The organism is Microbacterium sp. NPDC055521, from assembly GCF_053619695.1.
The window spans coordinates 133883-157641 of the sequence record NZ_JBSHJX010000005.1 but is presented as its reverse complement, the minus strand read 5'-3'; the positions used below and the strand labels follow the sequence as shown (position 1 = coordinate 157641).

Genomic DNA, 23759 nt, shown 5'->3' with positions numbered 1-23759 from the left:
CACTGGGCCCATATGTTCGCAACCCGCGCGGGGAGGCAGCCATATGGGCGCAGCCGGCGACACGCGACACCGGATGCTCGAGCCGTAGGCTGAGCGGGTGGAGATGTCCGAACTGACCGCGCTGCTCACGCGTGAGGGTCTCGCGCTGCTCGACGAGGTCGGAGCCGTCGAGTCATCGGCCGACGTCGCACGATCCGTGTCGCGGCTGCGCGCGGCCGGCCACTCCCCCGATCTCGTCTCGGCGGTGGTCGGCCAGGCCCACCTGCGGGTGAAGGCGCGGGCGAAGTTCGGTGAGTTCGCCGACCGGATGCTGTTCACCCGGGCAGGCCTCGAGCAGGCCACCCGCCTGAGCGTCGCCACCATGCACGCCGTGCGGCTTCGGCGCGCCGGGATCACGCGCGTCGCCGACCTCGGCTGCGGCATCGGCGGCGACAGCCTCGCCTTCGCCGGTGCCGGGCTGGCCGTCGACGCGGTGGATGCCGATCAGGTGACCTCGGCCATCGCCGCGTACAACCTGGCTCCGTTCCCCGATGCGACCGTGCGCCAGGGGGTCGCCGAGGACAACGTTCCTGATCAGGGGGCTGTCTGGCTGGATCCCGCTCGGCGGACGGCCGGGCACAGTGAGACGACGCGCACCTCCGCCGCGGACTGGTCACCCGCACTCGACTGGTGCGTCGAGGTCGCGAGGCGGCATCCCACCGGCATCAAGCTCGGGCCCGGTCTCGACCGCGACCTGATCCCCGACGACGTCGAGGCGCAATGGGTCAGCGCCGACGGAAGCGTCGTCGAGCTCGTGCTGTGGAGCGGCGAGCTCGCGCGGGACGGCATCCGGCGCTCTGCCCTGGTGATGCAGGCCGGCGAGACGCACGAGATCACGGCGGCCGCCGATGCCGCCGACGAGCCGGTGCGCGCACTCGGCGCCTATCTGCACGAGCCGGACGGCGCGGTGATCCGCGCGCGGCTGATCGGCGAGGTGGCGCGGATGCTGGACGCGGGGATGATCGACGAGCAGATCGCGTACCTCACCGGCGACGCGGCGCTGACCTCCCCGTTCGTGCAGTCGTTCCGCGTGCGCGAGACCATGCCCGCGCATGTGAAGACGATCAACCAGGCGCTGCGCGCGCACGACATCGGGCGTCTCGAGATCAAGAAGCGCGGCATGGACATCGATCCCGCCGCGTTCCGGAAGAAGCTGGCACTGAAGGGTTCGAAGGCGGGGACACTGATCCTCACCCGGACGACATCCGGCCGGGTGGCGATCCTCGCCGACCGGGTCTGATCAGCCGCCCGACTCGCCCGTGCTGTCCGCACTGCGGATGATCGTCAGCGTCGGACCTCGGGGGTTCGACTCGTGCATCTCGTACCTCACGTCGTCGACCTGCAGGGAGTAGACGCCGTCGGATGGATCGCAGGTCTTCGCGAGGGCATCGGTCTCCGGATCGGCGACGTAGATGCACGTGTGCCCGTCCTGCGAGAGGAAGATCGGCACGTCGTCGTCGTATCCGATGATCTGCAGCGTGTTCGGATCGACCCCGTCGGCTTCGAGCACGCGGATGTATCGCCGCTCATCCTCCGTGTACTGCGCCTCCCAGTCGAAGCCGGCCGCCATGTCGTACCGCTGGACGACCAGCACCTCGCGCCCGGTGATGTCGGTCACCAGGGTCGCCCAGTACGACCACTGCACGTCGCCGTCAGAGCGGTTCAGCGAGACGCCCACCGGCTGGGCGAACGGCGTGTCCTCATCGGCCGGCGACATACACTGGTGGCCGTTCCGGTCGATGACGTGAATGGCCAGGCAGATCTCCTCACCGTTCTTCGAGGTCGCACGCCATAGCGAGGCGTCGTACTGCTCACCGAGGTAGGTCATCGAGCCGGGGTCGAAACGTGCGGTCTTCTCGATCTCGGCCATCGCCTTCGCCTGCTCCGCCGACATGGTGGGGGTGCTGTCGCGGTTCAGCAGCATCCAGCCGCCACCGAAGCCGAGCAGAAGCACGATCAGCGTCGAGAGGACGAGCAGCGGGATGCTCGGCCGCCGGCGCCTCGGTGCGGCACCGCCTGCGGGCGCGGACGGCTCGTGCTCGTCGGGCCCGCCGGCCGCGTCCTGCGATGAGGCGAGCAGCCCGTGCTCGTTCAGCCCGTGCTCGATCAGGCCGTGCTCGATGGGGCCGTGCTCGATCAGGCCGTGCTCGTTCAGGGGCCGATCGTGATCGCGCGGCTCCGCGGGGCGCGGCCCTGTCAGGTGCTGATCGTGATCGGGATGCTGCGGCGAAGAGGCCGAATCACGAGCCGCGGGAACCGCAGCCGGCGCGACCACCGGATCGGCGGCGGCACGGGCATCCAGCTCCCGAAGCTCGGCGAGCTCCGCGTCGTTCGCGCCGCCGCCCACGGCGAACGCCCGGCGCTGCAACTCACGTCGTCGTGAGCTCTCCGCCTGGTTCAGCATCCCTCACCCCAGATTCTCGAGCTGCGTCGCCGCCCACAGCAGCCACCCCGCACTGAAGAGCGTGGCACACAGGCCGAGCACCAGCGCCCAGATCGCCTGCGACCGGTTCTCGACCGGACGACGCAGCGACATGATCGCGGCGATCACCGCGATGATCGCGACGGGAATGCCCCAGCCCACGAACATCGACGTCGCGAGGGCGACGATCGCCGCCACCAGCGCCCAGGGTGCGAGACGCGCATCGTCGACGGGTGTGGCCCCGGTCGACGGCTCCCACTCGGTGGTCTGCGGCTCGTCGGCATCCGGATGCGCGGCCGCGGTGCGCTCGACGGGCACCGGCGCGGTCGGCAACGTGCCGTACCCGTTCGCCGCACCGGGCACCGCGGCACCGGCGTCGGGCCTCTCGACCTCGGGGGTGGGCTGCTCGATGCGCGGATCGCTCATGCCGGGCTCACCTGGATCTCGGTCACCGGCAGCGTGGAGTCGGCGCCGAAGCCGAGCGTCGACGGCCCGCGGCCGTTCGCGATGAGCTCTGCTGCGAGGCCCGCGATCATGGCTCCGTTGTCGGTGCACAGCGACAGCGGCGGGATGCGCACGGCGACACCGGCCGCGGCGGCCCGCTCGAGGGCGACCTCGCGCAGCCGCTGGTTGGCGATCACGCCTCCGCCCAGCAGCAGTCGGGGCGCGCCGCGATCTGCGCAGGCGGCGAGTGCCTTGGTGACGAGCACGTCGACGACCGCCTCGCGGAAACTCGCGGCGACGTCCGCGACCGGCACCTCGTCGCCCGCCGCCTCGGCCCGCTCGACCCAGCGCGCGACCGCTGTCTTCAGACCCGAGAACGAGAAGTCGTAGCGGTGCTTCGCCATGTCGGATGCCTTCGACAGCCCCCTCGGGAAGCGGATCGCCATCGGGTCGCCGTCGGCGGCCGCCCGATCGATCTGCGGCCCGCCCGGATACGGCAGGCCGAGCAGCCGAGCGACCTTGTCGAAGGCCTCGCCGGCGGCGTCGTCGACCGTCTCGCCGAGCAGTTCGACGTCGGTCGTCAGATCACGCACGTGCAGCAGCGAGGTGTGCCCGCCCGAGACGAGCAGGGCGATGGTCGGATACTCCAGCGGCGCGGTCGCGCGGTCGTCGGAGGTGAGGATGTCGGCCGCGATGTGCCCCACGAGGTGGTTGACCGCATACAGCGGCTTGCCCAGCGAGACGGCGAGGCCCTTCGCCGCGCCGACGCCGACCATGAGCGCTCCGGCGAGGCCGGGGCCGCTGGTCACGGCGATCGCGTCGAGCTCGTCGAGCGTCACCCGGGCCTCGGCCAGCGCGCGCTCGATCGACGGCTGCAGCGCCTCGAGGTGCGCGCGGGCGGCGACCTCGGGCACGACGCCGCCGTAGCGGGCGTGCTCGTCCATGCTCGAGGCGATCGTGTTCGACAGCAGCTGCCGGCCGCGCACGATGCCGATGCCCGTCTCGTCGCAGCTCGTCTCGATCCCGAGCACCAGGGGGCCGGTCATGCGCTGGTCTCCTCTGCAGCATCCGGATTCGCAGCATCCGGATTCGCAGCATCCGGAATGCCGGACTTCGCCCGAATCGCAGGACCCGCTCCCGCTTCCGCTCCTGCGTTTCGGGCCCTCTCCTGCGTTTCGCGCGCAGCGGCCTCCGCCCACGACCGCAGGTCGAGGCGCATCACCACCGCATCCACATCGCCGGGCTGGTAGTACCCGGGCCGCCGGCCCAGTTCGACGAAGCCCTCCGAGGAGTACAGCGCTCGCGCGACGTCGTTGTCGTCGCGCACGTCGAGGAACAGCTCCCGCGCCCCGCGCTCGACGGCGGTCGCGATCAGCGCCCGCAGCAGCGCACGCCCTCTTCCCCGGCCGCGAACCGCCGGATCGAGCGCGATGGTCTGGATGTCGGAGTCGGCCGCCCCCTGCAGAGCGCGCACCCCGCCGTAGCCGACGACACGGTCGTCCTCGAGATCGACGAGATAGACGTTGTGCAGACTCGAGATCTCGGTGCCCATCGTCTGCTCGCTCCACGCGTCGGTGGGGAAGCCGCGCCGCTCGAGATCCATGATGGCGGCGAGGTCGTCGAGAGTCGCGACGCGCAGGGTCATGAGCTCACCCGCTTCGGGGCGCCCGGCTGCACCACGTCGGGCGAGCGGAGGTAGAGCGGCTCGGCGTCGGTTAGAACACGGCTCGCGGCGATCGCCCTGGCGCCGACCCGGGCGAGTGCCGCGGCCGACAGCTCGGTCGTCTCGTGCACCGGCTCGTCGCGCTCGAGGCCGCGCTTCTCGAGGCGGGTCGGTCGGGTGAGCTGCGGGATGCCGTCGGCATCCACCCCGTCGAAGACGCTCACCGCAATCTCGCGGCGGCGGGCGTCGGTGACGACCTCGAGCGGCCCGTCGGCGTTCGCGTCGAGGGCGATCGCGAAGTGGCTGGGGATCGGGACGAGAGGGATGCCGCGGCCGAGCGCGAAGGCGCGCGCGGCGGCGATCCCGATGCGCAGTCCGGTGAACGGTCCAGGACCCATGCCCGCCACGACATGCGTGATCCCGGGACGCGCGACCTGGGCTAGCAGATCGCCGATCACCTCCGCATGGCCGAGCGGATCGGGGGTGCCCGCTTCGGCGACGACGCGGCCGTCGGCGTCGATGACGGCGACGGCCGTTCCGAGCGAGGTGTCGACGGCGAGGATCACCCTCTCAGATTAGTCGGCGCGGTGCCGATCAGCTGAGCGGGGCGCGCAGCGGATAGTCCTGCCCCTCGAGGATGACCTGGGCGGTCGCGCCGGTGGCCTTGTTGGCGATGATCGGAGCGAGCAGGTTCACGTGCACGCCGTCTGCGGTGTGGCTCGCGACGACGAGCAGCAGCGCGTCATCGGGCACTGTCAGGCCGAGGGCGTCGACGTGCTCATCCGTCAGGATCGGCGCGTAGTCCGCCACGACCGTCTGCGGGTCGACCACGTAGAGCCGGAGGGCGTCGTCGTCGATCGCGCCGAGCGAGAAGAGCCCCTCCGCACCGTCGATCGGATCGAGTCGGAAGCGGGTGTGCGGGGCGAGCCCCAGCGGAGGGGTGACGAAATCGAGAAGCGCGGTCATCGCAGGAACTCCAGAAGTGAGGGCTGCAGCACACGGCCGGTGACGGCGAGCGCCGAACGGTAGACGAGCTCCTGCGCCTGCAGCTTCACGAGCACCTCGACCGAGTCGACGTCTTCGACCGCCGCTCGTCGCGCCTCGAGTGAGACCGAGTCCTGCACTGTCGCCTCCTTTGCCCGCTCCATCTGCGACTGCCGGGCACCGACCGAGCCCTGCACACTCAGCATCGCATCGCGCCGCTGATCGATCTCGTTCAGCCGGGGGCCGACGTTCTGTCCGCCACGCAGATCGGCGACGATGTTCGTGATCAGCGCGAAGACGGAGTCCGCTCCGCTGCCGTAGACCGCGGCGCCGTCGCTGTCTACGCGGATGGACGCCTCGTCGGACACCCGCCGGACCACCTCCGCGCCGGGCAGTCCGCTGAACACGCCGTTCGGGTCGAAGGCGGCGGTGTCGGAGGTGCCGGCGAAGACCGACCGCCCCAGCACCGTGGTGTTCGCCCGCGCGAGCAGCTCATCGCGGATGCCCTCGAGCTCGACCGCAATGGCCTCCTTCGCCGTCGCGTCCAGCGCCCCGTCGTTCGCGCCCTGCACGGTGAGGTTGCGGGCGCGGGCGAGCAGCGCGGTGCTGGCGCTGATCGCCGAGTCGGCGGTGGCGAGCCAGGAGATCCCGTCGTCGATGTTGCGGGCGTGCTGTTCGGTGCGACTCTGCTCGGCATGCAGGCGCAGCGTGGTGGCCGCCGCGTTCGGATCGTCGGAGGGCGCGAGGAAGGCCTTCTGCGAGTTCGCCTGCTCCTGCAGACGCGAGAGCTCCGACAGGTTCGCCTGCAGCTGGCGCATGGCCGTCTGCGTCATGGATGACGCGGTCACGCGAGAGATCATGGTCGTCCTCCTAGCGGCCCACGAGGCCGGTGCGGTTGATGAGCACGTCGAGCGATTCGTCGACCGCGGTGAGCACCCGCGCCGCAGCCTGATAGGCCGTCTGGTAGGTCAGCAGGCTGATGGTCTCCTCGTCGCCGTCGACGCCTGCCACCGACCGCTGGGCTCCGATCGCTGTGACCGATGCGACGTCCGAGAGCTTCGCCCGCTGGATGTCGCCCGCCGTGGCCACCGCGAAGCCGGCCACGACATCGCCCCAGATCGAGTCGGGCGCGCCGGGTTTGCGGCCGAGCTGGGAGATCGCGTCGGCGTTGCCTGCGTCGAGCGGACCGCCGCCCGGCTTCGCGACGGCGAGGTCGGATGCCTGCTGCACCGCCACGGTGAGCCCGAGCGCGGCAGGTTCCGTCGCCGACAGGGCGAAGAAGTCACCGCCGTTCTGTCCGCCGGCGGTCACGCCGAGCCGGTGCTGATCGTTGACGCCCGTGGCCAGGGCGGTGGCCAACCGGTTGTACGACTCCGCGAGGCCGGCGAGGGTGCCTCCGTCCTTCGCGGGTGCGAGCACACTCAGCAGCCCGCCCAGCTCACCGCCCTCGATCGACACGGCGAAGCCGTCGGCACCGCTCCACGACACCGACAGCGCCCCGGGCTGGTCGATGGCGGTGGCGCCGGTGAGCCTCAGCGACCGGGCATCCCCTCCCGAGACGAGGGCGTTGCCGTCGATGCGCACGGTCATCGTGCCGTCGGCTTCGAGCGTGCCCCTGGCGCCGGTCAGCCGAGCCGTGGTCTGCACGAGGGCATCCCGCTGGTCGATGAGCTCGTTCGCCGAGCGGCCGGCGCTCAGCGCGTCGCGGATCGCGGTGTTCAGCTGGGCGATCTGCGAGGCAGCGGTGTTGATCTGCGCCACCGAGCGCTCGGCGGCCTGACGGCCATCGCTCCACTGGGTCGCCACCGCGCGGTACCCTCCGGCGATCTGAGTCGTCAGCTCAGCCGCCGACTGCAGCACGGTCGCCGCGGCCGCACCCTGATCGGGGGTGTTGCCGAGATCCTGCCATGAGTTCCAGAACTGGGTCAGGCGCGCGGAGAGACCGTGCGCGCTCGGCTCGGCGAGTGCGGTCTCGGCGGTGGTCGCGGCGAGCGCGCGGGCCGACCAGAATCCTGCCGCGGATGCCGTGTCGCGGACGCGGGCGTCGAGAAGCGCATCGCCGAGGCGCGCGATCCCGTCGACGGAGACGCCATGGCCGGGAAGGGCGCCCATGCTGAATCTGCCCGACTGCGCCACTGCCGCGATCGCCGACGCGCTGACCCGCTGGCGGGTGTAGCCGTCGGTCGCCTGGTTGGCGATGTTCTGCCCGACCACGTCCATCCCGCGGCGGGCGGCGGCGAGAGCGCTGGCTGCGGTGCCCAGCCCACTGAAAGTCGACATGTTCCTCACATCTCCGTGTCGATGATGCGCGCCGAGTTCTCTCGCGCGCGCTCACCGTGGGTGGTGTACTCGCCGGTGTCGTCGCCGAGGCCGGCGATCGTCTCCTGCGTGGCGCGCATGACCGCGCGCAGCTGCTCGGAGTTCGCGTCGCGCAGCCTGCCGATCTCATCGGTCAGTCTGATCAGCGCGCTCAGGTGCTCGGTGAGCACGTCGCGCCAGGCCCCCACCGGCGCACTGTCGATGAGCTGCCGGATGCCGGCGCCTTCCGGCGCGTGCCACTCTGCGGCGAGCGCCTCCGCCTCGACCACGCGGGCGATGCTCGCCGAGCGGAGCCCCTCGAGTACCTGCTCGATTTCACGGGTCGCAAGGTGCATCCACCGTGAGCGGCCGGCGGCGAGCAGCAGCTCCTGCTCTTCGAGCTTGAACAGCAGCAGCTCGAGCAGTTCGCGCTCGCGCCACAGCTGCATCGACAACTCGTTGGCTCCCATTGGCCCTCTTCCCCAGTGAACGACAGGCCGGACGACCGATCGTGGTTAGCTATCGGCCGCACTGCTCGGATCGTTATCAATCGCACTATGGGGATTTCTCCCCATCTGGATATCATTCATCTCATGGTAGGGGGGGGACCCGGCCATACGGGAGCAGCTTCCTGCTCCGGTATTCGTACGGAGGACCTTGCCATGCCGACGATTGACGAGCGCAATCGCCTGATCGAAGAGAACCTGCCACTGGTGGGATACCTCGCCTCGGAGACGCACGCGCGTGCGACGCACGTACCGCGCGAGGAGTTGGCGTCGGCCGGCGCCCTCGCGCTGGTGACCGCGGCCGATGCGTTCGACCCTTCGCTGGGTGTGCCGTTCGGAGCCTACGCCCGCCGGCGCATCCTCGGGGCCTTCGCCGACGAGATGCGCTCGATGGACTGGGCGACCCGCGGCATCCGTCGGCGCATCAAAGAGACCACCGCGGTGCAGGAGACGCTGTCGGCGGCCCTCGGCCGTCAGGCGTCTGTTTCCGAGATCGCGACCACCATGGGCGTCTCGCACGACGAGGTGACCGGCGCCCTCGCCGACGCCGCGCGTACCGTGACGACGCTCGACGAGGTCTACGAATCGGATCTGGCCTCGGTCACCCCCCTGCCCGAGGAGTCGGCCGTGGTCGCGGAGCGCCGTGCGGTGCTCGAGCACGCCATCGCGGCGCTGCCCGAGCGGATGCGCATGATCGTGCACGCCGTGTATATCGACGAGCGTCCCGTGAAGGAGATCGCCGAAGAGCTCGGCGTCTCGCACTCCGCCGTGTCACAGCAGCGCGCCGAAGCGATCCGTCTGCTGCGGGATGCCCTGGAGCGGTACTACCGCGACGGGCAGGAGGCGCCGACGACCTCGCGCGTCTCGGCATCGGTGCGCGAGGGCTTCTTCGCCAGGATCGCGGAGACCGGCGGGGCGCGCATCGCCCGCGCTCTCGCCGCGCCGGAACCCGTCGCGACCTGACGGCTAACGACTCGTGTTCATCCGCCGATAGGTGTGGGTGGAGCCCACGGACGGGCTCCGTACGGATCCCATCACGGAGGAACACAACATGGGTATGCAGATCAACACCAACGTGTCGGCGCTCAACGCCTACCGCAACCTGTCGTCGACGCAGAACGACCTGTCGAAGTCGCTCGAGAAGCTCTCGAGCGGCCTGCGCATCAACCGCGCTGCCGACGACGCCGCGGGCCTGGCGATCTCCGAGGGCCTGCGCTCACAGGTCAACGGCATGAACGTCGCGGCCCGCAACGCCCAGGACGGCATCTCGGTCATCCAGACCGCGGAAGGCGCCCTGACCGAGGTCCACTCCATCCTGCAGCGCGTGCGCGACCTCGCGGTGCAGGCCGGAAACGACTCGAACAACGCGCAGTCCCGTTCGGCGATCAAGACCGAGGTCGACCAGCTGACCGCAGAGCTGACCCGCGTCTCGACGTCGACGAACTTCAACGGCATCACTCTCCTCGACGGCTCCAACGCTTCGCTGACTTTCCACGTCGGTGCTGGCGGGGTCGCTGCGAACGATCAGATCGCGGTCAGCCTCGCAGGCGCGAACGTGGGCACTGTGGCCACGGCCGTCGGCGCTCTGACGTTTGACAGTGCGACCAACGCAGCTGCGTCGGTCGTCGCCATCGACACTCAGATCGCCAACATCTCGACGGCTCGCGCCGGCCTCGGTGCGGTGCAGAACCGTTTCGAGTCGACCATCAACAGCCTCAAGGTCTCGGCAGAGAACCTCGGCGCTGCTCAGAGCCGCATCCGCGAGACGGACATGGCTTCGGAGATGGTCAAGTTCACGGCGAAGAACATCCTGTCGCAGGCCGGAACCGCCATGCTGGCTCAGGCCAACCAGTCGACCCAGGGCGTGCTGCAGCTGCTGCGCTGATCCTGATCGACCGTCCCCGGGTGAGCGACCCGAACGCTCACCCGGGGTCACCCGCTCTGAAAGGCTGGCATGGCACTCTCGCTCGACGGTCTGGTCTCAGGCCTGAACACGACAGACCTCATCAAAGCCATGATGGATGTGCACTCCATCCCGAAGACCCTGCTGAAGTCGAAGATCGCAGACAAGGGCGTCGTGATCTCGAACCTGCAGTCACTCAACGCCTCGTTGCAGGACCTCGCCACGAAGGCGAAGAGCGCGAGCGTTCCCGGCGCCATGACCGCCTTCACCGCCACGTCCTCGTCGAGCGCCGTGACCGTCACCGCGGGTGCCGACGCCACCCCCGGCGCCACCGACATCGTCGTCGACCGCGTCGCCCAGCGGCACTCGATCGTGTCGGCACCGCTCGCCGCGTGGCCGGATGAGCCGCCCGTCCTCACGCTGCAGAACTCGAAGGGTGAGCGCGTCGAGGTCACCGCAGCGTCGACATCGATGCAGGATGTCGCGAAGGCGATCACTCAGGCCGGCTTCGGCGTGAAGGCGACCGCCGTGAGCGCCGGATCGAACGCCGACGGCACTCCCCTGTACCGCCTGCAGCTGAACGCCGCAGATCCGGGAGCGGCGGGATCGTTCGCCGTGCTGCGCGGCGACATCGCCTCCGTCGAGGCGGGAACCGCGACCGACATCCTGGCCGACCCGAGCGCCGCGAAGGTCTCGACCGGAGCCGACGCGCAGGTGCGACTGTGGGCCGGCAGCGCAGCCGAGCAGATCGTCACCTCGGCGAACGGCACCTTCACAGGGCTCCTCCCCGGCGTCGACGTGACGGTCACCGCCGCGTCGACCGAACCGGTCACGATCACCGTCGCGACCGACAGCGCCGCACAGGCGAAGGCTCACGAGGCGTTCATCGCGCAGATCGCGAAGATCCTCAGCGGCATCGACAAGGGATCGACCGCGACGGTGCCGTCCGGCTCGGGTGAGACGACGACCCTCGGCGTCTTCACCGGCGACAGCACCGTGCGCGCCCTGCGGCGCGGGCTGGCGGATGCCGTGCAGTACCCGGTCGGCGGCATCTCGCCCTCGAGCATGGGCATCTCGATCGACCGATACGGCGTGCTGTCGTTCGACCAGGAGCGGTTCACGAAGGCTCTCGCCGAGAACCCCGAGCAGGTCAGTGCCGTCTTCTCGGGCGTCGCCACCCGCGTGCAGGACGTCGCGAAGAGCTACTCCGACAAGTACGACGGGCTGCTCACCGCCCGCATCACCGGCCAGCAGAACGAGGTCGACTCGCTCGGCGAGCAGGTCGAGCGCTGGGACGTGCGTCTCGCGCAGCGCAAGGCCACACTCGAGCGCACCTACGCGCAACTCGAGGTGCAGCTCGCGCGCATGCAGTCACAGTCGTCGTATCTGACCTCGCAGCTGTCGGCGCTGACGCCGCAGCAGAACGGATCGTGAACATGAATGCAGCCCTCAAGGCGCAGCAGCAGTACCGCGAGCTCGCCATCCTCTCGGCCGGCCCCGAGCGTCTGCTCACCATGCTCTACGACCGCCTGCTGCTCGACATCGAGCGCGGCGAAGCCGCGCAGCGGGCGGGCGACTGGGCCGAGGCGAACGCCCAGCTGCAGCACGCGCAGTCGATCGTCGCCGAGCTGACCTCCTCGCTCACCGACACGTGGGACGGCAGCGCCGGACTGCGCGGGGTGTACACCTTCCTCACGCAGACCCTGATCGGCGCGAACATCGGGCGCGACCCCGAACGCACCCGCACCTGCGCCGAGCTGGTCGCCCCCCTGCGCGACGCTTGGCACAGCGCCGCCGAGTCGATGACGCCGGCCGAGCAGACGGCCGCCGCCCGAGCATGAGCGTCGCGGAATGGGCCGATGAGCTCGACCGTCTCGAACGCGAGCTCGACGACGACATGCATGTGACAGAACCGTGGCATCCGCCCACGACGCCGATGCCGGCTGAGTTCGCCGATCGCGCCTGCGCGCTGCTGCTGCATCAGCAGGAGCGGATCGCCGAGATCCGCCGGCATCAGGACGCGATCGCCGACCAGCTCGTGACGCTGCGTCGGGTTCCGGATGCCGCGGCCGACGCCTCGGCATATCTCGACGTCGTCGGCTGAGTCGCCTAACGCATCCGCGCGATCGGTCGATAGAGCCTGACGAGCAGGGATCGCTCGCTGGAATCGGCCACGGATAGGCCTCACCCACTGACGGATGGAAGCCGGTTCGTGTTCGATTCTGTGACCATGTCCGCGCTCTCGAGCGCGCTCGACGGCCTGTCGCTGCGCCAGCGCGCGATCGCCGACAACATCGCCAACATCAACACGCCCGACTACCACGCCAAGCGCGTGCAGTTCGAGGACGCCCTGTCCGATGCCGTCAGAGCCGGCCACGGCCGGGCATCCGCCACCGTCGGCGAGTCGCTCGAGCCGACCCGCCTGAACGGCAACAACGTCAACCTCGACACCGAGACGCTCTCGAGCATCGACACGATGCTGCGGTACCAGTTCGCCACGCAGGCGATCGACGGCTCGTTCTCGTCGGTGCGCGCAGCGATGAGGACGTCATGACCTTCGACGCGATCGGCATCGCCGGCACCGGACTGACCGCGCACCGCAAGTGGCTCGATGCGCTCAGCGACAACATCGCCAACATCAACACCGCCGTCACCCCGGCCGCCCCGGCGTTCCAGGAGCGGTACATCGCCGTCGAGAACAGCGCCGACTCCCCCGGTGTGTACGTGGCGGGAACCGAGCTCGGCAGCGCCGAAGGGCGACTCGTGCACCAGCCCGACCACCCGCTCGCCGATGCCGACGGGTACGTGCGCTACCCCGACATCGACCTCGGCGACCAGATGAGCCAGCTGATCATGGCGCAGCGCGGCTACCAGGCCAGCGCGGGCACCGTCGACCGCGTGCGCAACGCATATGAGGCAGCACTGCAGATCGGACGCAGCTGATGGACGCCATCTCGAGCATCGACGCCCTCTCGTCCGCGCTGCCCACCTCACTGACCTCCGCGCCGACCCGCAGCACGGGCGACGCATCGTTCGCCACGAGCATCACCGGCGCCATCGACGAGCTGCGCGGCCTGCAGTCGCAGTCCGACGCTCTGAAGGTCGCCGCCGTCACGGGTGACCTCGACGACATCCACTCGGCGATGATCGCGTCGACCCGCGCCGCCGTGACGCTCGAGCTCGTCGCCGCCGTGCGCAACAAGGGCGTCGACGCGTTCAACGAGATCATGCGGATGCAGGCCTGATGCCCACTGCGGTCACGAACATCTTCCAGCGCGCCCGGCAGGCGATCGCCGGCTTCACGATGGCGCAGCGCACCATCGCGATCATCGGCCTCGCGGTGCTCGCGCTCGGCATCGCGGCGCTGCTGAGCTGGGCCTCGCGCCCGACCATGTCGCCGCTGTTCACGGGACTGAGCGCCTCGGACGCGAACGCGGTCGTCGAGCAGCTGCGATCGGCATCCGTCTCGTACCAGCTGACCGACGGCGGCGCGACGGTGCTCGTGCCCGACGCCGACGTGTACGACCAGCGACTGGCCGCCGCGGCGGCCGGATTGCCGAGCGACAGCTCGGAGGGCTACTCGCTACTCGACGACCTCGGTGTGACCACCTCCGAGTTCCAGCAGTCGGTGGCCTACAAGCGCGCCATCGAAGGCGAGCTCGCCGCGACCATCTCGTCGCTCAAGGGCGTCTCGGCCGCGTCGGTGCGCCTCGCCATCCCCGAGGAGAGCGTGTTCGTCTCGCAGACCGTCGACCCGACCGCGTCGGTGTTCATCGAGACCGGTCGCTCGGCGCTGAACGCGACCCAGATCGAGGCGATCGTGCATCTCACCTCGGCGGCCGTGAGCGGCCTGAAGCCCGAGAACGTCGCGGTCGTCGACCAGAACGGACGCACCCTGTCGTCGGTGGGCATGGGCGCCACCGGCGGAGTCGATCGTCAGGCCGGCGACTACGAGACCCGCGTCGCCAAGAGCGTGCAGGAGCTGCTCGACAAGGTGGTCGGCCCCGGAAACGCCACCGTCACCGTGGTCGCCGAGGTCGACAGGTCGGTCAACGAGCGACTCGAAGAGACCTACACCCCCATCGAGGGCGGCGCCTCGTCGTCGGAGCACACGCGCACCGAGACCGGCAGCGGCGGACAGGGTGGCGCCGGCGTGCTCGGGCCCGACAACATCGCCGTGCCGTCGAACGGCTCGGGAACGTACGAGGTGACCGAGGAGACCCGCAACAACCTCATCAACAAGGCCACCCAGACCACCAGCACCCCGGCGGGTTCCATCACCCGCCAGTCGGTGTCGGTCGCCGTCGACGCCGGGGTGGGCGACGAGATCGGATCGGGCCAGCTCAGCGACCTGGTCGCGGCCGCGGCCGGCATCGATCGCACGCGCGGCGACCAGCTGACCGTCGAGATGGTGCCGTTCAGCCAGCAGGATGCGAAGGCCGCTCAGGCGGCCCTCGACGCATCGAAGAAGGCGGCCGAAGACGAGCAGCGCATGGCCCTGCTCGGCACGGCGCTGACAGTCGTCGCCATCGCGGCACCGCTGCTGGCCGTGGTCATCTTCCTGATCGTGCGCGCCCGCCGCAAGGCACGCGAGCCCGACGAGTTCGACGCGATGTTCGGAGAGCGCGCTCCGTCTGTGGCGGCGTACGCCGGCGCCACGCCCCTCGAGTCGCCGCTGACCGTGCCGCTGCCGCTCGCCGCCCCCGATCCCGCTCCGCTTCCCGCCACCGAGGTGCTGGCCGAGCTCGAGTTCGAGGCGGAGCCGGCGCAGGTCAGCCTCGAGCGCCGCCGCGGCGAGATCGAGACGCTCAGCCGGCGCGACCCCGAGCGCACCGCCGAGCTGCTGCGCACGCTGCTCTCGGATCGGGCGGGCGTATGAAGACCCTGACCGGACGGCAGAAGGCCGCCGTCGTGCTGATGAACATCGACCGCGCCGCGGCGATCGAGGTGATGAAGCATCTCTCCGAGGCCGAGGCCGAGGCGATCACGGCCGAGATCATCGGCCTGCAGACCCTCGACGCGACGACCACCGCCCAGGCGCTCGGCGACTTCCAGCGGATCGCGGCCGGGCACCTGCCGCCCGGACGCGGCGGACGCGACATCGCGGCGAGCCTGCTCGAGGCGTCGTTCGGCTCCGAGCGCGCGGCCGCGCTGCTGGGCCGCGTCGGCTCGACGAACTCGGCGTTCGACTTCCTCGCTGCGGCCGACCCCGCACAGGTCGCCGGCCTGCTCGACGGAGAGCTCGCGCAGACGGTCGCCCTGGTGCTCGCCCACCTGCCCACCGACAGCGCGGCCGCGGTGCTCGCCGCCCTGCCCGAAGCCGCCCGCACCGACGTCGCGCACGCGATCGCGACGATGGGCACCGCCACGCAGGACGCCATCGCGATCGTCGCCGAATCGCTGAAGGCGCGCACGGGTCTGCTCGCGACCCGCGACGCCCCCGAGCGGCTCGGCGGTGTCGAGCCGCTGGTCGAGATCATCAACCGCTCGGATGCGGCGATCGAGAAGGCGCTGCTCGAGAGCATCGAGAACCGCGACCGCTCACTCGCCGACGACATCCGCTCGCGCATGTTCACCTTCGCCGACATCGTGCGCCTCGACGACCGCGATGCCCAGCGCGTGCTGCGCGGAGTCGACATCCGCACGCTGGCACTGGCGCTGAAGGGCGCCAACGAGGGCATCGCCGAGGTGATCCGCCGCAACGTGTCGGAGCGCAACCGCGAGAACCTCGACTTCGAGAGCCGCAGCCTCGGACCGGTGCGCATCTCGCAGATCGAAGAGGCACGCGCCGAGATCGTGCACATGCTGCGCGGCATGGAGGCCGCCGGCGAGATCTCGGTGCAGCGCACCGACGAGGACGAGTATGTCTACTGACGCCTTCGCCCCGGCGGTGTTCCCGCGCCTGCGTGACGCCGACGCCGACGCCGAGCGCCGCCGGGCCCGGCAGCGCGGCTACGCCGACGGGCACGCCGAGGGCTTCCGGGTGGCCTCTGCCGCTGCCGCCTCCGCCGCAGCGGCCGCGCGAGCCGAGCGCGAGCAGGCGGATGCCGAGGCCGCCCGCGCCCTGGCATCCGCCCTCGCCGCTCTCGAAGCCGCGGCCGACGCGCTGTCAGCCCGCGCCGACGCCCTCGCCCACACGGACGAGCGCAGGATGTCGGCACTCGCGGTGGAGCTCGCCGAGACGATCGTGGGTGAAGCGCTCGCCGACCGAGAGTTCGCCGCGCTGAGCGCTCTGCGCAGGTCGCTGTCGGCCTCCGACGGTGATCGGCCGGTCGAGGTTCGGCTCAGCGCCGCCGACGAGCGGCTGCTCCGCGAGCACGCCGCCGTGCCACCCGGCCTCCCCCTCGCCGTCGACGACACGCTCACCGCCGGTGACGCGGTGGTCATGCTCGACGACGGCATGGTCGACGCCCGGATCGGCGCGGCGCTGCAGCGCGCGCGGCGCGCCCTCGACGAGGTGTCGTCGTGAGCGGCTGGGCAGGCGTGCTCGACGCCGCCCGCCCGGAGCGGGTCGGCACGGTGACACGCGTGCGCGGCCTCGGGGTGGAGGTGCGCGGCATCCACGGCGCGGTGGGCGATCTGGTCGATCTCGGAGACGGCGTCGACGCCGAGGTCGTCGCCAGCGGACCCGACGGCCTGAGCTGCATGCCGCTCGCATCGACATCGGGACTGACCCTCGGCATGCCCGTGCGCAGCCGCGGCGGCCGCCTGCGCGTGCCGATCGGACCGGCTCTGCTGGGGCGGGTGCTCGATGGCCTGGGCCGTCCGATCGACGGCAAGGGACCGCTCTCCGCGCCCATGGTCGACCTCGATCACGCGGCGCCGTCGATCCTCGGACGCGACCGGATCGTGAGCCAGCTACCGCTCGGCGTGCGCGTGCTCGACACCATGATCGCCGTCGGCCGCGGCCAGCGCGTGGGCCTGTTCGCCGGGTCTGGCGTGGGCAAGTCGTCGCTGCTGTCGATGATCGCCCGCGGCACCGAGGCGGATGCCACGGTGATCGCCCTGGTCGGCGAGCGCGGTCGCGAGGTGCGCGAGTTCCTCGAAGACGATCTCGGCCCGGAGGGCCTGGCGCGCGCGGTCGTCGTCGTGTCGACCTCGGACCAGCCGGCGATGACCCGCATCCGTGCGGCGTACACGGCGACGCGCATCGCCGAGGGCTTCCGCGACGAGGGCGCCCACGCGATCCTCATGATGGATTCGCTGACCCGCGTCGCGATGGCGCAGCGCGAGATCGGCCTGTCGGCCGGCGAGCCACCCGCGACCCGCGGCTACCCGCCGTCGACCTTCTCGATCCTCGCCGGTCTGCTCGAGCGGGCCGGCACCGACCGGGGCGGCTCGGTCACCGGCATCTACACGGTGCTGGTCGACGGCGACGACCACAACGAGCCGATCGCCGACGCTGTGCGCTCGATCCTCGACGGGCACGTCGTGCTCGACCGTGCCCTCGCGCTCTCGGGGCACCATCCCGCGATCGACGTGCTGGCGTCGGTGTCGCGCGTGGCCGGCAAGATCACCTCGGCAGATCGCCGCGCCATGACGACGACGCTTCGGGCCGTGCTCGCGGCGCGCCGCTCGGCGAACGACCTGATCGACATCGGCGCCTACCAGGCAGGGGCCAACTCGAAGGTCGATGCGGCGATTGCCCACGAGCGCGAGATCGCGGCTTTCCTGACCCAGCCGCTCGATGAGATCACCACGTCGGCCGAGGCATGGCAGCGGCTCGAGCGACTCGTCGCAGATCTCGGAGGTGCGTGATGGCCCGCTCGTTCTCCCTCGCCGGGCTGCTGCGCGTGCGGTCGATCCAGGAGCGCGCGGCCGCGCAGGAGCTGTCTCGCGCCGTCATCGAAGAGAACCAGACCCGCACGCGCGAGCGTCACCTGCGCGCCGCGCTGGCCGCGACCGACTCGGATGCCGTCGACGTGCGCTCTCTGGCCGCGATGGCCGCGGCACGCGTCGCCGGTCGCAGCATGCTCGCCGACCTCGAGTCGCTGGCGCACGTGCAGCAGCAGGCCGTCGAGCTTGCCCAGTCGACCCACAGCGAAGTGCGCCGCGAGGTGCGCGGGCTCGATCGGCTCGCCTCCGCCCACGTGGCGCGGATGCGGGCCGACGCACTGCGCGCCGAGCAGCACGACCTCGACGAGATCGCTCTGCGTCGCGGAGCCGAGGGGACCTCATGAGCCTGCCGATCGCGGCCGCCCCCTCCCCCGCCCGCAGCGCCGCCCCCGGGCCTCGCCCGACCGGCGGGTCGGCGGAGGACTTCGCCGCAGCCGTCCGAGAGGCGGAGGCACCGGGTGCCGAGCGCGCGCAGCCGTCGAACTCGCAGCAGAGTGACACGCAGGTCGACCGAGAAGACGGCCAGGCCGCGGACCGTATCGCGATCGGCGCTCTGCTCGGTTCGTCCGACGTCAGCGCGGCGCGCGTGCCGATCGGCATCGCGCCCGCGGACGCGCCGGCCGATTACCCGCTCGGCGTCGGCGACACGGCGGCTCAGGAGACACCCGCCGTCGAGGACGGCGTGCTGAGCGTGCCGGCATCCGCTCAGGCGGCGCCCAATGCTGCGGCCTCGGCCTCGAGCAGTGCGCAGCACGGCCGCGCAGACGCGGCGATCGCCGTGGCCGCGCTTAGCCAGGCGCCCGGCGACGCGGTTCAGAGCGCCGTCGCCGCAGACGGCGAGGCGAGCGCCGGCACGGCGGCGGCCCTCGGGGCGGGCCGCATGCCCATTCGAGGATCCTCCGCAGCCGACGGTGGCACGATGCCACAGCAGGCGGGTCAGAGCGAGGCGGGTCAGGGCGAGACGGATCACGGTGGGGGCACCGACGCGATCACCGGGATCGCGACGCCGCGCGCTCAGGGCGCCCAACTCGCCGCGACCACCGTCGGCGCCTCGTCATCCGACGTGCACGACCCATCGACTGCTGCACTCTCGGCACCTCATGGCGCAGCGCTCACCCGGCAGGGCAGCGGCGCAGTCCACGCCGCGACCGGCGCCCCGACTGTCGCCGAGAGCGCCGCGGCCCCGTCAGCGGCGACCGCGCCATCCACTCCTGTCCCCGCCCCGACGGCCGCAGAGGCGACCCCGGCCTCGGGCTCAGCGCGCCCCGCCCTGCTGCCGCAGCTCAGCGGGCCGGTGATCGCTCTGGCGCGGTCGCCGCAGGGGCAGCACAGCATCACCCTGACCGTCTCGCCCGAGAACCTCGGACCGGTCACCGTCCGCGCGCACATCGTCGGCAGCAGCATCCGTCTCGAACTGCATTCCCCCTCGGATGCCGGCCGCGACGCTCTGCGCGTGATCCTCGCCGATCTGCGCCGCGACCTGTCGGTCGCCGCACCAGGGGCCTCCGTCGACGTGTCGACGCGCGACTCCGGGTCGTCACCCGACCCGCAGGCGCGTCCGGATACGGGACGCGCCGAGGCGCAGGCGCGCGCAGACGCGCAAGCGCGCGGCGACCAGCAGCGTGCGCACACCGGCGCCGCCGAGCCGCGACACGGCCCGCGTCCGGCATCCGGCGGCCAGACGCAGCCGACCGGCCCCACGGACCCCTCGTCGTCGCATTCGCGCATCGACGTGTACGCCTGACAGACAAGGAGCACGATGACCTCCGTCGAACCCCTCACGGCCACTGCCGGCGTGCACACCGGCAGCACGACGCCCCCGGTCACCCAGAAGAAGACTCTCGACTCCGAGGTGTTCCTGAAGCTGTTGGTCACCCAGCTGTCGAACCAGGACCCGAGTTCGCCGATGAACACCAACGAGATGATCGCGCAGACCACGCAGCTCGCCTCGATGGAGCAGCTCACGCAGCTCACGTCGATGACGTCCGAGAGCTTCGCGCTGAGCATGCGCCACACAGCAGCCGCGCTCATCGGCCGCGAGGCGCAGTACGTCGACGCCGACGGTGTCTCGCACACCGGCGTCGTCACCTCGGTGTCGTTCGCCGGCTCCGTCCCCTCCGTCACGATCGGCGACAAGAACGTCCCGCTCGACGCCCTCTCCGGCCTGACTCTCACCTCCTCCTGAAAGGCTCATCATGCTCCGCTCGCTCTTCTCCGGGATCTCCGGCCTGCGCACCCACCAGACCATGCTCGACGTCACGGGCAACAACATCGCCAACGTCAACACGGTCGGGTTCAAGTCGTCCGCCGTGCAATTCCAGGACTCGCTCTCGCAGCTCGTGCAGAACTCGATGGGCCCGCGGGCCGACGCCGGCGGCTCGAACCCCGCCCAGGTCGGTCTCGGCGTGCAGCTCGCCGGCATCCGCACCAACTTCTCGTCCGGCGCCCCGCAGCCGACGGGCGTTCCGACCGACCTGATGATCGCCGGCGACGGCTTCTTCATGGTGCGCTCCGGAGGCGAGACGCTCTACACCCGCAGCGGAGGCTTCTCGTTCGACGCGGCCGGCCGGCTGACCAGCGCCGACGGAGCCCTCGTGCAGGGCTGGACCGCGCAGAACGGCGTGATCACGGGCGGCCAGGCGCTGGGCAGCATCACCCTGCCGGTCGGCGCGGTCGTGCCCGCCGTCGGCACGACCCGCGCCGGGGTGACCGGCAACCTGCCCGCCGAGACCGCGACGAACGAGCAGCTCGTGCGCGACGTCCAGGTCTACGACACGGGCGGCAACGCCACGACGCTGCGGCTGACGTTCACCCGCACCGCCGGCGGCTGGGATGTCGAGTCCGGCGGCAGCACGGTCTCTCTGACGCTCGCGAACGGCCAGCTGACCGGCCCCGACGAGATCGTCTCGGGCGGTGTCACCGTCGACCTGACGAAGCTCACCGGCTTCAGCAACGTGAGCACCGTCGCCATCACCGAGCAGAACGGACGCCCCGCCGGCACGCTCTCGTCGTACGCGCTCACCGAGGACGGCAGCCTGATGGGCACGTTCAGCAACGGCGAATCGCGGGTGCTGGCCCGTGTCGCCCTCGCCGGCTTCACCAACCCCGGCGGCCTGGAGAAGACCGGGTCATCGCAGTTCCGCCCCACCGCGAACTCCGGCCAGGCGACCGTGGGGCAGGCCGGCCAGGACGGCATGGGCGGCATCATCAGCGGCGCCCTGGAGATGTCGAACGTCGACCTGTCGCAGGAGTTCACGAACCTCATCGTGGCCCAGCGCGGATTCCAGGCGAACGCCCGCATCATCACCACGAGCGACGAGGTGCTGCAGGAGCTCACCAACCTGAAGCGCTGACCCCGGCGGCATCCGGCATCCGGCCTTCTTTCCGTCGGCTGGGCCCGAATGGCTGCCTCGCCACGCGCGAGGCGACCATTCGGGACCAGCCGACGTGTGTTCTGCCGGCGCGTCTCATCCTTTCGGCTGAGACGGACTTCACCCTTGCTCGCGATGTGCCGCGCGCGCGGCGCTGGTGAAGTGGAAGCATGCCTGATTCTGCGGTTCGCCCCTCCTTCGCCGACCGGCTGACCTCGCGCCGAGGCGCGTGGGTCTCGCTCGGTCTCGTCCTGCTCGTGATGGTGATGCTGTTCGGCGCGTTCGGCTCAGCCAAAGCGCCCGAAGGCAACACCGCGGCCCCGCCCACCTCGGAATCCGGGCGCGCCAGCGCGCTGCTGGACGAGTTCCCGAACGCGGACCGCCAGTCGGTGCTCGTCGTCACCACGCGGGACGACGGGGCGGCTCTCACGGATGCCGACCTCGCCGGTCTGAAGGATCTGCTGCCCGTTCTCGACGAGCACACGGATGCCGATGCCACCGGCCCCCTCGTGAGCGAAGACGGCGAAGCCGCGCTGCTGGTCGCCCCGATCACCATCGGCGAGACGAACACCGCCACGGCCGAGGTGATCGGCGACATTCGCGCGGATCTGGCCGACAACCCGATCAACGGCCTCACCTCGCACGTCACCGGCGGACCGGCGTTCGGCGCCGACGTCGCATCGGCGTTCGAGGGCGCGGACTTCACCCTGCTGCTCGTGACGATCCTCATCGTCGCCGTGCTGCTGGTCATCACCTACCGCTCCCCGGTGCTCTGGCTGATCCCGCTGGTCGTCGTCGCCCTCGCCGACGGTCTCGCCGGCCGGATGGCCGCCGCCGCGGGTGCCGCCTGGAACCTGCAGTTCGATGCCGGCATCATCAGCGTGCTGGTGTTCGGCGCCGGCACGAACTACGCCCTGCTGCTCATCTCGCGCTACCGCGAGGAGCTGCTCGAGACCGACGACCACCGTCGCGCGCTGAGCATCGCCTGGCGTCGCACGGCGCCCGCCATCCTCGCGTCGAACGTCACCGTCGTGCTCGCGCTGCTCACCCTCGTGCTGGCCGTCATCCCCGGCACGCACGGGCTGGGCGTCTCCAGCGCGATCGGCCTGGTGATCGCTCTGACCGCCGTGCTGTTCCTGCTGCCGCCGCTGCTGGCGGTGTGCGGCCGTGGCATCTTCTGGCCGTTCGTACCGCGCCCCGGTCAGACCCGCGCCCCGGGTCGCGCCTGGCGAGGCCTCGCCACCAAGGTCGTGCGCCGACCCGTCCTGAGCCTCATCGGCGGCGTGGCGCTGCTGGCCGTCATGGCGACCGGCCTCGTGGGCACCTCGGTCGGACTCGACCAGATCGAGAAGTTCCGTGTGCAGTCCGAGTCTGCCACCGGCCTGGAGGTGCTCTCGCAGCACTTCCCCGCCGGCGAGGCGCAGCCGATCCTCATCGTCACCGACAGCGACCACGCCGACGACGTGCTCGCCGCGATCGAGGACGTCGAGGGCGTGGTGCGCGCGCATCCGATCGGCGAGAGCACCGACGGCTCGCTGACCAAGCTGATGGTCACGAGCGAGTACGCCCCCAGCACGGCCCAGAGCCTCGATCAGATCGCCGAGCTGCGCGACGCCGTGCACGCCGTCCCCGACGCGGATACCCTGGTGGGCGGCGCGGTGGCCACCGACTTCGACGCACGCACCGGCAACCAGCAGGACCTGCTGCTGATCGCACCGCTCGTGCTCGCCGTCACCTTCCTCGTGCTGCTCGTGCTGCTGCGCTCGCTCGTGGCGCCGGTGCTGCTGCTTCTGGTGAACCTCGCCAGCGCGGTCGCCGCGATCGGTGCGGGTGCCTGGCTGAGCCGGGTGCTGCTCGGCCAGCACGCCCTCGACCTGCAGGTGCCGCTGCTCGCGTTCCTGTTCCTCGTCGCCCTGGGCGTCGACTACACGATCTTCCTCGTGCACCGCGCCCGCGGTGAGGCGGCCAAGCACGGTACGCGCGGCGGCATCGTCGAGGCGGTCACCCACACCGGTGGCGTGATCACCAGCGCCGGCATCGTGCTGGCAGCCGTCTTCGCCGCGCTGGGTGTGCTGCCCCTGGTCACTCTCGGACAGCTCGGACTGATCGTCGGGGTCGGGGTGATCGTCGACACGCTGGTCGTGCGCACCGTGATCGTGCCCGCGATCTTCGCCCTCGCCGGCGACCGGATCTGGTGGCCGAGCCGCCCAGGCTCTTCGCCCGCGAGAGGTTCGGAGGAAGAATCAAGCCATGAGCCTCGTGAGCATGCCTCTGTCACCCGGTGACGAGCCCA

General features: G+C 70.9%; 27 protein-coding genes. 18 read left to right on the top strand and 9 right to left on the bottom strand.

Translation table 11 applies throughout. The features are described from left to right. The first annotated feature begins 97 nt into the window (after positions 1-97). Positions 98-1279, top strand: a complete 1182-nt coding sequence (locus tag ACWGSM_RS07340; protein WP_452322269.1) for a THUMP-like domain-containing protein — start codon at positions 98-100, stop codon at positions 1277-1279. Here the strand turns inward: ACWGSM_RS07340 and ACWGSM_RS07335 are convergent, their stop codons facing one another. Genes ACWGSM_RS07335 through flgN form a run of 9 tightly spaced genes read right to left on the bottom strand, consistent with a single transcriptional unit; the run spans position 1280 to position 8320 of the window. After that, the gene (locus ACWGSM_RS07335) at positions 1280-2443 is read right to left on the bottom strand and encodes a hypothetical protein (protein WP_452322268.1); all 1164 of its coding nucleotides are present in this window, start codon (positions 2441-2443) and stop codon (positions 1280-1282) included. Positions 2444-2446: 3 nt separating this feature from the next. Continuing rightward, entirely contained in the window at positions 2447-2887 is a 441-nt protein-coding gene (locus ACWGSM_RS07330) for a hypothetical protein (RefSeq protein WP_452322267.1), read from the bottom strand. Next, on the bottom strand, positions 2884-3951 hold the full coding sequence (tsaD, locus tag ACWGSM_RS07325) for a tRNA (adenosine(37)-N6)-threonylcarbamoyltransferase complex transferase subunit TsaD (protein ID WP_452322266.1): 1068 nt from the start codon (positions 3949-3951) through the stop codon (positions 2884-2886). The genes ACWGSM_RS07330 and tsaD overlap by 4 nt, the downstream gene beginning before the upstream one ends. Next, a complete protein-coding gene (gene rimI, locus ACWGSM_RS07320) occupies positions 3948-4550 on the bottom strand; it encodes a ribosomal protein S18-alanine N-acetyltransferase (protein WP_452322265.1) in 603 nt (200 codons plus the stop codon). The genes tsaD and rimI overlap by 4 nt, the downstream gene beginning before the upstream one ends. Continuing rightward, on the bottom strand, positions 4547-5134 hold the full coding sequence (tsaB, locus tag ACWGSM_RS07315; RefSeq protein WP_452322264.1) for a tRNA (adenosine(37)-N6)-threonylcarbamoyltransferase complex dimerization subunit type 1 TsaB: 588 nt from the start codon (positions 5132-5134) through the stop codon (positions 4547-4549). Before tsaB ends, rimI begins: the two co-directional genes overlap by 4 nt. Before the next feature lie 28 nt (positions 5135-5162). Beyond that, positions 5163-5534 (bottom strand): flagellar assembly protein FliW, encoded by a 372-nt coding sequence (locus ACWGSM_RS07310; RefSeq protein WP_452322263.1) that lies wholly within the window; start codon positions 5532-5534, stop codon positions 5163-5165. Next, positions 5531-6412 carry a flagellar hook-associated protein FlgL gene (flgL, locus tag ACWGSM_RS07305; protein WP_452322262.1) on the bottom strand — a complete coding sequence of 294 codons (882 nt, stop codon included), beginning with the start codon at positions 6410-6412 and terminating at the stop codon, positions 5531-5533. Before flgL ends, ACWGSM_RS07310 begins: the two co-directional genes overlap by 4 nt. 10 nt (positions 6413-6422) lie before the next feature. Then, the gene (flgK, locus tag ACWGSM_RS07300; RefSeq protein WP_452322261.1) at positions 6423-7832 is read right to left on the bottom strand and encodes a flagellar hook-associated protein FlgK; all 1410 of its coding nucleotides are present in this window, start codon (positions 7830-7832) and stop codon (positions 6423-6425) included. A gap of 5 nt (positions 7833-7837) precedes the next feature. Beyond that, positions 7838-8320: a flagellar export chaperone FlgN gene (gene flgN, locus ACWGSM_RS07295; protein ID WP_452322260.1), complete on the bottom strand. Its 483-nt coding sequence runs from the start codon at positions 8318-8320 to the stop codon at positions 7838-7840. A 192-nt stretch (positions 8321-8512) separates the two neighbouring features. Between flgN and ACWGSM_RS07290 the strand changes: the two genes are divergently transcribed. The 17 genes from ACWGSM_RS07290 to ACWGSM_RS07210 all read left to right on the top strand — a co-directional run bounded on the left by ACWGSM_RS07290 (position 8513) and on the right by ACWGSM_RS07210 (position 23751). Next, positions 8513-9319, top strand: a complete 807-nt coding sequence (locus ACWGSM_RS07290) for a sigma-70 family RNA polymerase sigma factor (protein ID WP_452322259.1) — start codon at positions 8513-8515, stop codon at positions 9317-9319. An 88-nt stretch (positions 9320-9407) separates the two neighbouring features. After that, entirely contained in the window at positions 9408-10241 is an 834-nt protein-coding gene (locus ACWGSM_RS07285; protein ID WP_452322258.1) for a flagellin N-terminal helical domain-containing protein, read from the top strand. A gap of 69 nt (positions 10242-10310) precedes the next feature. Beyond that, the gene (gene fliD / locus ACWGSM_RS07280; RefSeq protein ID WP_452322257.1) at positions 10311-11693 is read left to right on the top strand and encodes a flagellar filament capping protein FliD; all 1383 of its coding nucleotides are present in this window, start codon (positions 10311-10313) and stop codon (positions 11691-11693) included. 2 nt (positions 11694-11695) lie between these two features. Further along, entirely contained in the window at positions 11696-12100 is a 405-nt protein-coding gene (gene fliS, locus ACWGSM_RS07275) for a flagellar export chaperone FliS (RefSeq protein WP_452322256.1), read from the top strand. Then, positions 12097-12363, top strand: a complete 267-nt coding sequence (locus ACWGSM_RS07270; protein ID WP_452322255.1) for a hypothetical protein — start codon at positions 12097-12099, stop codon at positions 12361-12363. The genes fliS and ACWGSM_RS07270 overlap by 4 nt, the downstream gene beginning before the upstream one ends. 108 nt (positions 12364-12471) lie before the next feature. Then, positions 12472-12813: a flagellar basal body rod protein FlgB gene (gene flgB / locus ACWGSM_RS07265; protein ID WP_452322254.1), complete on the top strand. Its 342-nt coding sequence runs from the start codon at positions 12472-12474 to the stop codon at positions 12811-12813. After that, positions 12810-13202, top strand: a complete 393-nt coding sequence (locus ACWGSM_RS07260; RefSeq protein ID WP_452322253.1) for a flagellar basal body rod protein FlgC — start codon at positions 12810-12812, stop codon at positions 13200-13202. Before flgB ends, ACWGSM_RS07260 begins: the two co-directional genes overlap by 4 nt. Beyond that, positions 13202-13504 (top strand): flagellar hook-basal body complex protein FliE, encoded by a 303-nt coding sequence (gene fliE, locus ACWGSM_RS07255; RefSeq protein WP_452322252.1) that lies wholly within the window; start codon positions 13202-13204, stop codon positions 13502-13504. The genes ACWGSM_RS07260 and fliE overlap by 1 nt, the downstream gene beginning before the upstream one ends. Then, positions 13504-15138 (top strand): flagellar basal-body MS-ring/collar protein FliF, encoded by a 1635-nt coding sequence (fliF, locus tag ACWGSM_RS07250; protein WP_452322251.1) that lies wholly within the window; start codon positions 13504-13506, stop codon positions 15136-15138. The genes fliE and fliF overlap by 1 nt, the downstream gene beginning before the upstream one ends. Then, positions 15135-16133 (top strand): flagellar motor switch protein FliG, encoded by a 999-nt coding sequence (fliG, locus tag ACWGSM_RS07245; RefSeq protein ID WP_452322250.1) that lies wholly within the window; start codon positions 15135-15137, stop codon positions 16131-16133. The genes fliF and fliG overlap by 4 nt, the downstream gene beginning before the upstream one ends. Further along, entirely contained in the window at positions 16123-16728 is a 606-nt protein-coding gene (locus ACWGSM_RS07240; RefSeq protein WP_452322249.1) for a FliH/SctL family protein, read from the top strand. The genes fliG and ACWGSM_RS07240 overlap by 11 nt, the downstream gene beginning before the upstream one ends. Continuing rightward, a complete protein-coding gene (locus ACWGSM_RS07235; RefSeq protein WP_452322248.1) occupies positions 16725-18017 on the top strand; it encodes a FliI/YscN family ATPase in 1293 nt (430 codons plus the stop codon). The genes ACWGSM_RS07240 and ACWGSM_RS07235 overlap by 4 nt, the downstream gene beginning before the upstream one ends. Continuing rightward, positions 18017-18439, top strand: a complete 423-nt coding sequence (locus ACWGSM_RS07230; RefSeq protein ID WP_452322247.1) for a hypothetical protein — start codon at positions 18017-18019, stop codon at positions 18437-18439. The genes ACWGSM_RS07235 and ACWGSM_RS07230 overlap by 1 nt, the downstream gene beginning before the upstream one ends. Then, a complete protein-coding gene (locus tag ACWGSM_RS07225; RefSeq protein ID WP_452322246.1) occupies positions 18436-19839 on the top strand; it encodes a flagellar hook-length control protein FliK in 1404 nt (467 codons plus the stop codon). Before ACWGSM_RS07230 ends, ACWGSM_RS07225 begins: the two co-directional genes overlap by 4 nt. A gap of 15 nt (positions 19840-19854) precedes the next feature. Beyond that, positions 19855-20280, top strand: coding sequence for a flagellar hook assembly protein FlgD (locus tag ACWGSM_RS07220; protein WP_452322245.1), 426 nt, complete (start codon positions 19855-19857; stop codon positions 20278-20280). 10 nt (positions 20281-20290) lie between these two features. Then, entirely contained in the window at positions 20291-21448 is a 1158-nt protein-coding gene (locus tag ACWGSM_RS07215) for a flagellar hook protein FlgE (protein WP_452322244.1), read from the top strand. Between the two features lie 188 nt (positions 21449-21636). Next, on the top strand, positions 21637-23751 hold the full coding sequence (locus ACWGSM_RS07210) for an MMPL family transporter (protein WP_452322243.1): 2115 nt from the start codon (positions 21637-21639) through the stop codon (positions 23749-23751). Positions 23752-23759 lie beyond the last annotated feature (8 nt).